Origin of the sequence: Cytobacillus sp. FSL W8-0315 (assembly GCF_038002905.1) — a bacterium.
GTDB lineage: Bacteria > Bacillota > Bacilli > Bacillales > Cytobacillaceae > Cytobacillus > Cytobacillus pseudoceanisediminis.
Genome location: NZ_JBBOOC010000001.1, coordinates 1625662 through 1637496, shown reverse-complemented (window position 1 = coordinate 1637496; position 11835 = coordinate 1625662). Strand labels below are relative to the sequence as shown.

At 42.0% G+C, this 11835-nt stretch carries 9 protein-coding genes; 2 read left to right on the top strand and 7 right to left on the bottom strand.

The genetic code is table 11. From position 1 onward, the window contains the following. Nucleotides 1-105 precede the first annotated feature (105 nt). Nucleotides 106-2283, top strand: coding sequence for a cell division protein FtsA (gene pilM, locus MKY20_RS08395; protein ID WP_019383047.1), 2178 nt, complete (start codon nt 106-108; stop codon nt 2281-2283). Nucleotides 2284-2382: 99 nt separating this feature from the next. Here pilM and ytxJ read toward each other — a convergent pair whose 3' ends face one another. The 3 genes from ytxJ to MKY20_RS08380 all read right to left on the bottom strand — a co-directional run bounded on the left by ytxJ (nt 2383) and on the right by MKY20_RS08380 (nt 3822). After that, nucleotides 2383-2712 (bottom strand): bacillithiol system redox-active protein YtxJ, encoded by a 330-nt coding sequence (ytxJ, locus tag MKY20_RS08390; RefSeq protein ID WP_009333329.1) that lies wholly within the window; start codon nt 2710-2712, stop codon nt 2383-2385. Nucleotides 2713-2810: 98 nt separating this feature from the next. Further along, a complete protein-coding gene (locus MKY20_RS08385) occupies nt 2811-3314 on the bottom strand; it encodes a YtxH domain-containing protein (RefSeq protein ID WP_019383046.1) in 504 nt (167 codons plus the stop codon). Nucleotides 3315-3336: 22 nt separating this feature from the next. Then, nucleotides 3337-3822 carry a DUF948 domain-containing protein gene (locus MKY20_RS08380; RefSeq protein WP_009333331.1) on the bottom strand — a complete coding sequence of 162 codons (486 nt, stop codon included), beginning with the start codon at nt 3820-3822 and terminating at the stop codon, nt 3337-3339. Nucleotides 3823-4049: 227 nt separating this feature from the next. Between MKY20_RS08380 and MKY20_RS08375 the strand changes: the two genes are divergently transcribed. Continuing rightward, entirely contained in the window at nt 4050-5165 is a 1116-nt protein-coding gene (locus MKY20_RS08375; RefSeq protein WP_019383045.1) for an aminopeptidase, read from the top strand. 94 nt (nt 5166-5259) lie between these two features. Here MKY20_RS08375 and murC read toward each other — a convergent pair whose 3' ends face one another. From murC to MKY20_RS08355, 4 genes are all read right to left on the bottom strand, one after another. Further along, on the bottom strand, nt 5260-6555 hold the full coding sequence (murC, locus tag MKY20_RS08370; protein WP_009333335.1) for a UDP-N-acetylmuramate--L-alanine ligase: 1296 nt from the start codon (nt 6553-6555) through the stop codon (nt 5260-5262). A 201-nt stretch (nt 6556-6756) separates the two neighbouring features. Then, on the bottom strand, nt 6757-7410 hold the full coding sequence (locus MKY20_RS08365; RefSeq protein WP_019383044.1) for a hypothetical protein: 654 nt from the start codon (nt 7408-7410) through the stop codon (nt 6757-6759). A gap of 37 nt (nt 7411-7447) precedes the next feature. Beyond that, nucleotides 7448-8545, bottom strand: a complete 1098-nt coding sequence (locus tag MKY20_RS08360) for a nicotinate phosphoribosyltransferase (RefSeq protein ID WP_009333337.1) — start codon at nt 8543-8545, stop codon at nt 7448-7450. A 166-nt stretch (nt 8546-8711) separates the two neighbouring features. Continuing rightward, nucleotides 8712-11816, bottom strand: a complete 3105-nt coding sequence (locus MKY20_RS08355; protein ID WP_251174712.1) for a DNA translocase FtsK — start codon at nt 11814-11816, stop codon at nt 8712-8714. Nucleotides 11817-11835 lie beyond the last annotated feature (19 nt).

Genomic DNA, 11835 nt, shown 5'->3' with positions numbered 1-11835 from the left:
CATGTCACGAAATATTTCTTTATTAATTAAACGCTTTTAAGTGATAAAGCGGCTTCAGGGCTTTATTTATGCATTTTATGACATTTACAAAGAAGGTGTACTGCTTTGGACGAACAAAAAAAGCTTTTTGCACTGGATATCGGCACCCGCACGGTGGTCGGAATTATTCTCGAAGAAAACGGCGGGCAATATCATGTGAAAGACATCGTGATTAAGGAGCATGCAGAAAGGGCCATGCTCGACGGACAGATCCATGATGTACTGGCTGTATCAAAAATTATAGCAGAAATCAGGGATGAACTAGAAGCAAAACACGGCCCATTAAAAAAGGTGTGCGTTGCAGCGGCAGGCAGGGCTTTAAAAACAGAAAGATCTGAAACAGTTATCTGTATTAAAGGAAAACCGATGATGCAAAAGCAGGATATACTTCACCTTGAATTAAGTGCAGTTCAGCAGGCACAGGCAATGGTTGCAGAAAAACATGAAACTGAGAAAAGCTATTATTACTATTGTGTTGGATATTCCGTTTTATACTATCGTCTTGATAAAGAAGAAATCGGCAGTCTAATTGATCAGCAGGGGGATGAAGCATCCGTTGAAATCATTGCTACGTTCCTGCCCAAGGTTGTAGTGGAGTCACTAATCTCAGCTCTACAAAGGGCTGGCCTGGAAATGGAAGCTTTGACACTTGAGCCAATCGCAGCTATTAATGTGCTGATTCCTCCTTCGATGAGAAGGCTGAATGTTGCTCTTGTTGATATCGGTGCCGGAACGTCCGATATTGCCATTACAGATATGGGCACAGTTACAGCTTACGGAATGGTGCCTGTAGCAGGAGATGAGATAACTGAAGCAATCAGTGACCAGTTTCTCCTGGACTTTCCTTTAGCCGAAAAGGCAAAGAGAGATTTGCATGTATCGGATACAATTACTGTCACGGATATTCTCGGCTTCCAGACAGAAGTCAGCAGGGAAGAGACAATTGAAAAAATTTCTCCTGCGCTAGAACGATTGACAAATTCCATCTGCGATGAAATTCTGCAGCTGAATAATAGGCCGCCCAAAGCCGTCATGCTGGTAGGGGGCGGGAGCTTAACACCTGGACTTCCTGAAAGAATAGCGCAAAGACTGGGCCTTCCAGCGAATAGAGTCGCAATAAGGGGAATTGACGCAATAAGCGGGCTGAATTTACCGGATTTTACATACAAAGGCCCTGAACTTGTCACCCCAATAGGAATAGCCATCGCTGCTAAAAAAGCCCCAGTCCAATATTGTACAGTTTACGTCAACGATCAGCCTGTCAGGCTATTCGAGGTCAAGAACCTGACAGTTGGGGATTGTCTCCTGGCAGCAGGCATTAAAATGAATAAGCTTTACGGTAAGCCCGGACTCGCCATGATAGTCAAACTAAACGGGCAAAGCGTTACGATTCCAGGAAGTCATGGAGAAGCTCCTGTCATCATACGCAACAGCCTTACAAGTGCTTTGGATGAAGAAATCAAATCAGGGGATATCATCACTGTTTCAAGAGGACGTGACGGATTGCCTGCTGAAGTCCGCATAAAAGATTTGATTGATGAAGTTCCTGAAAAGTCTATTACTATTAACGAAAAGCAGTACACAATCCACCCTGTTATTACCTGTAATGAAAAAGCTGCCTCGCTTGAACAGATCATTGCTGATCGGGATAAGGTAGAGTGCAGAATTCCGGAAACATTTGAAGAAGTCTTAGGAAACTTGAACCTAAACGATTTATTAAGCGAGCTTACGCCTTTTAGAATCAGCATTAATGAAAAAGAGACATTCCTCCCCCGCCATACCGGAAAGCTTTTTAAAAACGGCCTTGAGGCGAATTATCATAGCATAGTAGACGATGGTGACAATCTCCGAATTGAAAAAAGAGGCACACTATCAGTAAAGGAATTAGCAGATATAAAGCAGCTGGTACTACAGCAGAGGATCCCGGTCATGTTTAACGGTAAGAAATTAGAGCTTTCAAGAGGGATACTTGAATTTCAGAGGGAAGGAGCTGTCCTCAATGAAGATGATGCGATTCATGCTGGAGATGCGATAACACTCGTGAAAAAACCAATGTCTCCTTTTATTTTTCAGGATATCTTCAGCCATGTTAGTGTAGATATGCCTGCAGCATCTTCCGGAAGCTTCGTTCTCTTGAAAAATGGGGAAAAGGCATCTTTTCATGAACCTATAGAGCCTGGTGATCATCTCAAAATCGTGTGGCCTGCCATAAATAATAAAAATTCAAATGTGAAGTATATATAAGAAAAGCGGGGGCAGGCTGCTAGTGTTAGACAGTTATCGACGTTTAATAAATATATATTTTCTTGTTTGATAGCAAAAACCCATCCGATTGGATGGGTTTTATCTGTTTTCCTTCACAGCATTCACCAGGGAATCATATGTAATCTTCCAATGTGATGCATGCCAGGCAACATCTCCATTATTAAATAGAATGGCCTGAGGAGACTCATGTTTGATATGAAAAGCTTCTGCAATGTGATTTGACAAGGGACGATCATCCTGAACAACTAAGTAATAAGCATTTACATCTTGATGCTCTTTTACAAAGCTTTCATATTCTTCAAACGCTGCGCCGCTCACCGGACAAGTGGAACTGTGTTTTAAAACCAGCAGCTGCTCTCCTGATTCTACTGCTTGATCAAATGATTCATGGCTATCAAATTTTTTCATTTTCTTGCCTCCCCAACTAAGCCAGGCAAAGCCTCGCTCTTTAAATTAAATAACGGTGAAGTAATCGTACCACTTCACCGTTGCTTAAACAAATAAAATTAATTATACTTTTGCTCGGTTTCGTCAAAAGCTTTTTTCGTCTCTTCCAGCTTCATTTGGATTTCTGCATCATTTACTGGAGCGTTCCCTTCTGCCTGGAATGTCTCGTTATTGATGGCCTCTCCATTTTCTTCGGATGTCCCGTTTGCACCAGCTTGTCCATTTTGAGCTTCTTTCAAGCTTTTTACTTTATTAACGAGTTCATTGGATTGCTTTGTCACCGTTTGAGTCAGCACATTTGTTTTTTCTTTTGCAGCATTAGCCAGTTCGGTACCTTTTGTCATAGCTGTTTCACGGTACTGTCCTGACTTCTCTTTTAATAGGGCAGCCTTTTCGCTTAAATCACTCTGAAGCTCTTTGCCTGATTTAGGAGCCAGGAACAGAGCGGTTGCTGCGCCAACCATGCCTCCGATTAAGGCACCAATCATGAAATCTTTCGTATTGATATTTTCATCTGTTTTCGCCTGATTTGAATCAAATTGAGTGCGGTCTTGACTATTCATTCTCCTTTTTCCTCCTTTAAATCTAGTATCTTGCTCTTTCTCTCTGGCGTTCAGGCGGAAGCATCTGTTTCTCGCTGACGTTGTACTGATAAGGGTCTTCTTTTCTCATTTTCCATTTATCCTTGATTTCAAGGAGAACATTGCTCCACTGTACCACCTGTGAGATTTTATCTTTATTCTGTTCAAGCTGTGTGTTTACAGAAGATGTGATTTTCTGAATGGATCCATTAAATTTGCGGACAGAGTCACCAACTTCTTTTACCGCAGTCACGACACTGTTCAGGTTTTCAGATTTCTGCTGAATATCTGTAGCCAGTGAATTGGTTTTATGCAGCAGGACAGTGGTTTCCTTCGTGACACCATCTAGTTGCCTTTCAAGGCCTGCCAATGTGTTTGATACGTTATCTAATGTCCCTTGTAAGGATTTTAACGTTTTCGCCAGATATATGACCAAAACAAGAAATGCTATAGCAATTACTGCTACACTTAAGTATAAAATAATTTCCAATTCTTACACCTCCGGTTGTCTGTATAATATCTTTTTACCCAGATGCACTGCCTCTAAACCAGGAGTACATTAATAGATTCCACTTGTGAAGTCGAAATTCCTTCTCTAACAGGTATTTTCATCAGTTAAAGTAAATTTTAGCACAACTGGAAAAGGTTAAACAAAACCTATCATTTCGGGTACAATAATAGTTGTCGGAAAAATAAATTTACTGGAGGTATTTATCCATGAAAGATCCCCGTATTGCAAAACTGGCAAAAAATTTGATTAACTATTCAGTCAGACTCCAGAAAGGAGAGAAGGTCCTTATTGAAAATTTCGGACTGCAGAAGGAATTAGTGACCGCGCTGGTTAAGGAAGCATATGCAGCTGGAGGATACCCTTTTGTTTCCTTAAAGGATCATCAGGTTGATCGCTCCCTGCTTTTAGGGGCACAGGAAGAGCAATTCAATTTGATGGCTGAGTTTGAAGCAAATGTTATGAGCAAAATGGATGCATACATAGGACTGCGCTCCGGAGACAACATCAACGAGCAGGCTGATGTGCCGGATGATAAAATGAAAATCCATGGATCAACCATCGGACAAAGAGTGCATAGAGAAATCCGCGTGCCAAAAACGAAATGGGTGGTTTTGCGTTACCCTAATGCTTCCATGGCCCAGCTGGCTAAAATGAGTACAGAAGCATTTGAAGATTTCTATTTTGATGTCTGCAATTTGGATTACGGCAAAATGGACAAAGCAATGGACAGCCTTGTGGAATTAATGAATAAAACCGATAAAGTCAGAATAACTGGCCCTGGAACAGATCTATCCTTCTCGATTAAGGATATTCCGGCAATAAAATGCTCAGGTCAAATGAATATCCCTGATGGAGAGGTCTATACTGCCCCTGTACGTGAGTCTGTCAACGGCGTCATCACCTATAACACTCCATCTCCATACCATGGTTTTACATTTGAAAATGTAAAACTGACATTTAAAGACGGGAAAATTGTTGAAGCGGAAGCCAATGATAGCGAACGCATCAATAAAATCTTTGATACTGATGAGGGTGCGCGCTATATTGGTGAATTCGCTATCGGGGTTAACCCATACATTCTTCATCCAATGCAGGATATTCTGTTCGATGAAAAAATTGACGGAAGCTTCCACTTCACACCTGGACAGTGCTATGACGAAGCTTATAATGGCAATAAATCCAATATTCATTGGGATATGGTCAACATCCAGCGCCCTGACTATGGCGGCGGTGAAATCTACTTTGATGAGGTATTAATCCGAAAAGACGGGCGATTTGTCATTAGTGAACTTGAAGCATTAAATCCGGAAAATTTAAAGTAATAAAAAAGCTCCAGGCGCCTGGAGCAAAAAAGTTATCAACATTTAAAGTCATAAAGAAAAAGATGCTTCCTTAGCGAAGCATCCTTCTTATGATTTATATTTGGTTTTCGTATGCCTGCTGGAATTTTTGGATATCCCCGGCACCCATAAACATAATTACGCTATCTTCATGATTCCTTAGTACAGCCGTTTCTTCTTCATTTAGAATTTGTGCATTGGGAATTTTGGCCTTTAAGTCATCAATCGTGAGTTTTCCATGGTTTTCACGGGCAGAGCCAAAGATTTCGCAAAGATATACTTTGTCAGCCAAATTAAGGCTTGATGCAAAATCATCAAGAAAGGCCTGAGTCCTCGTAAATGTATGCGGCTGGAAAACTGCAACCACATCCTTTTCAGGATACTTTTGTCTGGCAGCTTCTACAGTCGCCTTAATTTCTGTCGGATGGTGGGCATAGTCATCAATAATTACCTGAGAGCCCACTTTCTTCTCGGAAAATCTTCTTTTCACTCCTTCAAAGGAAAGAAGCTGTTCCTGGACAATCTTTGCATCGATCTCTTCATAATGACATAGAGCGATAACAGCTAAGGAGTTCAAGACGTTATGATCTCCATACGCTGGAATAGAGAAAGTCTCAAAGAAGGTGTTCCGGACAAATACATCAAATGTTGTTCCTTCTGTAGTTTTAACTACATTGCGTGCCTGAAAATCATTATCTTCTCCAAAACCATAGAATACCACGGGCACTTTTGCCTGGATTTTTTGCAGCTGCTCGTCATCACCGCATGCGAAAATCCCCTTATTCACTTGCCATGACATTTCCTGAAAAGCAGAAAACACATCTTCAATGTTGGCAAAGTAATCAGGGTGGTCAAAATCAATATTCGTCATTATTGCATAATCAGGATAGTAAGAAAGGAAGTGCCTTCTGTATTCACAAGCTTCGAAAACAAAATATTCAGCTTCCTTGTCCCCTTTGCCCGTACCGTCTCCAATAAGGAATGAAGTTGGTTTTGCGCCTCGCATTACGTGCGCAAGCAAGCCTGTAGTGGATGTTTTCCCATGAGCTCCCGTCACAGCGATGCTCGTAAAATTCTTCATGAAATCACCTAAAAATCGATGATAACGCACAACAGGCAAGCCAAGCTTCATTGCTTCCTCAATCTCTTCATGCGTGTCCGGATATGCATTCCCGGCGATTACCGTCATGCCCGGCTGTATGTTTTCCTTTTGAAAGGGAAGGATCTTTATTCCGGATTTCTCAAGTGCAACCTGAGTAAAAAAGTGTTTCTCAAAATCGGAGCCTTGAACCTGATAATTCATATCATGCAGAACTTGTGCCAATGCACTCATTCCAGACCCCTTAATACCTACGAAATGGTAAATAGTCATATAAAGAACCTCCAACCATCGTATATCTGTAAAACAGTATATGACATATATCTAGTTTTGCGCATATCCCCTTAGAAGACATGCTTCCATGACTGTGCTGCTAAGCTTTTCCGCTGTCATTTTTATTTACTTACACTTTAATGTATTGAATCATTATATCATTAATCGATTCTAAAAACTATGTAACGTATTGCCAGCTATTTATACCCCAGAAATAAAAAATAAAACATTAGATTTCAGGAAAGCTCTCCATGTAAGGTCAGGAACCTTTAATTTTGCCTTCGAAAATGCCTTCGTTAAACGGTGAACTCCTTCATCCTTTTGAATAGAGATAAATGGTCCAATAGGAAGATCATACATCTGGATTGGTATTCTTCTAATAAAATACCACCCTATTGACAGTTCCGGCCGAAACACCCCGTGCTGACTTAAGAGAAAAGAAGTGCTATCTTCCACACCTGAGGCGGAGATTTTCTTTTGACTTACATCTAAAATCCGGATGGGTTCCATGACTGATGTTAAAAAGAGAGCCCCCTGAATGAGATCTGACTCTGAAAGCTGCCTGGCATTGTTCTTTAAGAACAGACTGAACATAGTAGAGCCTTGAATGGTTTTATAATCAAAGAGAAACCAATCCTGAAAAACTTCCTGCTGAATAGGCGAAAAAGCCGTCTCAGAAGCAAGACCGAGCGTTTTCCGAAATAAATGCTTTGCCCGGACTTTCTCTCTGATATTAGCCGTTCGTTCTGTATAATCCTTGCTTAATGTGTATAAACGCAGAGCATTATTCTCTCCCTGGAGCTGTTTAGCTTTACGGAAAGATTGTAAATCCAGAATTGAGCTGTCCATATCCATTTAGGATGCTCCTTACTTTCTTGTAAATAGCGTTCAGTTATTCAACCTTTTCAAGGCGGGGGTTTGGACGATAACGGCGTCCTGCCTTAGCTGCATGCTTACCGTCAATCATTACATTGTCTCCAGTGAACCCTGTGGTGATCTTCAGCAGGCTGCTTCCAATTCCATAGGTATCAACCGGAACACCCTGTTCTTCAAATTCACGGATTCGGGATTCAGTAAAACCGCCGCTCACCACAATCTTCACATGTTGGAAACCTTCATCATCCAGCGCTTTTCTTAAAGCGAAAATCAGTTCTGCATTGACTCCGCGCGGGTCAAACGTTCCCAGCAAATGCTGATTTCTTAAGAAATATTGATCAATCATTGTTCTTGATGTATCAACCCGGACACCTTTAAGCTCTTTGCCAAAGGCTCTTGCCACTTTCAGGGAATCGGTTATGGCATCATTGTTGTAGTCTACCAGAGCAACTAAATCGTCTTCAGGAAACGTCTCCTGATAAGCCTTAGTAGATGCAACGATATCTCCCTCGAACATTTGGATCAAAGCATGCGGCATTGTTCCCATTCCTTTTTTGCCCCACCATTCATTCATCGCATGCGTGGCCTGGGCTGTTGCCCCCCCAATAAAGGCTGCATAGCCATCTCCTGCCTGGGTGATATAATGATCATCCCGGTCCCCCATGAAGATGACCTGCTTTTGAACACCAGAAACACCTGCTGCTTTTACCACATTATAGACATTCGTGGCAACTGAAGTTCTTCTGGCCAATATGCCGTCAATTATTCCTTCAAGATATCCGAAATCCTGATATCTTCCTGTAATGGTTAAAACTGTTTCAAAGGGTGAAATCTTATCACCGTCTTTTAATGAATAAATTTCCAGATCATCCGGGCGGTCTGCAAATGTTTTTAGCAGCGCAATGACTTCATCCGTACCGCATAGAACGGCATGATTCTTTTGGAAAAACTGCATGGTTACGATTTTATCTTCGTGATATTTCTTAACAATTTCTCTTGTTTTAAGGAAGTAAACCGCTGAAAACCAGCCATCTCTTACACGTTCATCGAATTTAAAAGTCTGGTTTGTCAGACGTTTGATTTCTCCTTTAACCTTCATTTCAATTTCCTTCATCCCTAAAGCTCCTTAGAAACATTAAAGAAAGCAGAAGCGCCTGCTGACTTGGTTTGCAAGGAGCAGGCCTCTATGCCGGCAGCCCGCCAGCTTTAGAATGCTTTCTTCGTTTATCGTAGTTGTTTATTCATATTATTTTAAACATGCAAGTAAAGAATACCATGGATTAATTTAATGTACTAGTCTCTTGTATGGATTCAAGATCAGCTTCTGTAATGAGGACATCCCTTGGCTTGCTGCCTCTATTTTCAGAAATGAACCCTTGTTTTTCCATCATATCAATCAGCCTGGCTGCCCTATTATATCCTATTTTAAATCTTCTTTGCAGGCTTGAAGTGGAAGCCGCTCCCTGATCAACAACAAACTCGCATGCTTCAAAAAACAATTCATCCTCTTCTTCTATTGCATGAGCTTTTTTCAGAAGTTCTTCCTGCTCAAATAAGTAGTCAGGATCGCGTTCCCTCCGTACATGGGCTACCACATCATCAATTTCTTTATCTGAAACAAATGTACCCTGCAGCCTCACTGGCTTTGAGGATCCGTTTTCAAGGAAAAGCATATCTCCCCGTCCAAGCAGTTTTTCAGCTCCGCTTATATCAATGATTGTTCTTGAATCGATTTGAGATGACACAGAGAATGCAATTCTTGTAGGCACATTCGCCTTGATTAAGCCGGTAATAACATCCACGGAAGGACGCTGGGTTGCAATAATAAGATGAATTCCGCATGCACGGGCTTTTTGTGCAATCCGGCAAATGGCTTCTTCCACATCGGCTGGCGACATCATCATTAAGTCTGCCAGCTCATCAATCACAATGACCATAAATGGCAGCTTCTCTGAATATTGCTGATGCTCCTCTGCCAGCTCATTAAAACGGTTTATATCCCTCACACCTGCATGGGCAAACAATTCATATCTGCGTTCCATCTCCTCGACAGCCCACTTCAAGGCTGCCGTTGCCGCTTTTACATCGGTAATAACCGGGCTGACCAAATGTGGAATTCGATTATATGGTGCAAGTTCGACCATTTTTGGGTCGATCAGAAGAAGCTTCAATTCATCGGGACTCGCCTTATACAGCAGGCTTACCAGGATCGTGTTAATACAGACGCTCTTCCCTGATCCCGTTGCACCGGCAATCAAACCATGCGGCATTTTCCGTAAATCCGTCACAATCGGCTTCCCAGAGATATCAAGCCCCAGCACAGCCGTTAATGGGGATTGGCCAGTCTGGAACTCCGGGGTGCTGATGATCTCACTGATAAGTACCGGACGGCTGCTCTGGTTCGGAACCTCAATGCCGATTGTATGCTTTCCTGGTATCGGCGCTTCGATCCGAATATCCCTTGCTGCCAGACTCAGCTTTATATCATCTGAGAGGTTCGTGATTTTATTCACCTTGACACCTGGTTCGGGCTGTACTTCAAACCTTGTTACAGAAGGTCCTTGCGTAACATTAACCACCCTCGCCCTGACATTGAAATTTTGCAGTGTAGAATTTAACATCTGTTCCTGTTCGTAAAGCCAATCGGAAGCTTCCTCCATGATTACTGGCGGTGTCAGCAATGTCTGGGAAGGAAATTGGTAATAAAAAATTTCTTCGTCCCCCTGATATGTCTGTTCATCCTCAAATCGGTCCATTTCCGATGCAGGCGGTGTCTGCTCTGCACGTTCTTCCATAGGCAAATGGTTCACCGGTGGATGATTCTCGATCTTTTCTGCAGCAGCAGCAGACTGCTGGATATTTTCTGACGGAAACATAGCGATATTATTTTTTTTTTCATCTGACGGTCTTGCCATCTTATCCTGCTGATTCAGTTTTTTTCTGTCATTATTCAGCATGATGACATTAAATGGAATTGATCCTCTTGATGAAGGCTTCTTCCCTTCCTGGGCATCTTCTTCCTGCTGTGGGGTTGACGCAGCAGATTCTGTTTTTGTTTCTAAGTATTCATTTGCACCTGCAGTCTCATTTTGCTCTGCATTCTCAGCCCTGTTTATATCAGAAATCAGTTCAGCCTGAGTAGAGAACGAGCCTGTTAATTCCCCGCTATCTTCATGATCAGAACTTAATTCAGCTTTATTAGACATCTCCATTCCTTCTGCTTGTGAGTTTCCCTCTTTTAAGTTTATATGGATAAACTCTTCCGAGTCACTTTTAGCAACAATCCCTAAATCGTGATGAAATTCATTCTTTTCTGCATCCTCTTCAGCTTCAATCTCAAGGATATCATGAGATCTTAATTCGCTCTGCTCTGAGAGTTCTGCTGTGTATTCTTCTTTTTCTTCCTCGTGCAGAGCCTCTTCAATCAAGTTTGCGAGCGATCTGCTGATTTCCGATTTTTTTTTAAGACCGATGCGATCCTCACTATTTGGAGATTCACCGTCAGGCTTGGAAGATCCTCCAAGCTGCCTGCCAGGTTCCTTATGATCTTGCCAGGCAGTATGTGTTTCTTCATGCCGCAATGTTTCTTGGTTATTTTCAGGTACTTCAAACATTAATTCAGACGCTTCACCTATTTTGTATCTTTTGGCTGCTGGTTCCTCTGTTTCCAATGCAGAAGCCTGTGCCTGTAAAGCTTTCAGTTTATCGGAAATGACAGTTTCTCTTTCTTCATCCGAAACAGCTTCGGTTACATTCGGCCGATTAGGGGGGGTCTGCTGAATTTTGCGCATAACCTCATCGTATGTAAGTTCCCTGCGGTTTTCCTGTTCCCCGTTATCAGATTTATCTTGCTGGGCATTTGGCCGTGGCCTTTTAAATCCATATATCGGCGATGGAATTTCTGTTGGCTGAAAAGGTCTTTTCTTGCTGGCAGCCTCTCTTTCATTACGGGTCAGAATTTTTTCTTCACTGGCAGGTGGTGGCGCAGACTTTCTTTGCCGCTCCCTATCTGCGGAACGAGGCGTCCTTTTTTCATGGATTGGAGTATCCGCCGGCTTTTTCTGCCATTCCGTTTCTCCTGCCCTTGACTTCCGTTTTTCAGTTTTATTTACAGGCTTCCCACGATTATGATCCTGTCTATTATGATCCTGTCTTTGCTGCCTCTTATTCTCCCGTTCTGCTTCATGGTCAGGTATGACCGGAAAACGGAATTGGCCTTTGGGGTATTGATAGACTACTTTAGCATCTATGTCTCTCGAACTTTCTTTTGTTTTTTTTGCAGGCGGCTGCTTCTCATAGTTATGCTCATCTGCATGTTCTTCCATTTCCTCATATTCTTCCTCATCACTTTTAAACATATGGAATAGCTTTTTAATCCAGCTCATTTATATCAACTCTTTCTAT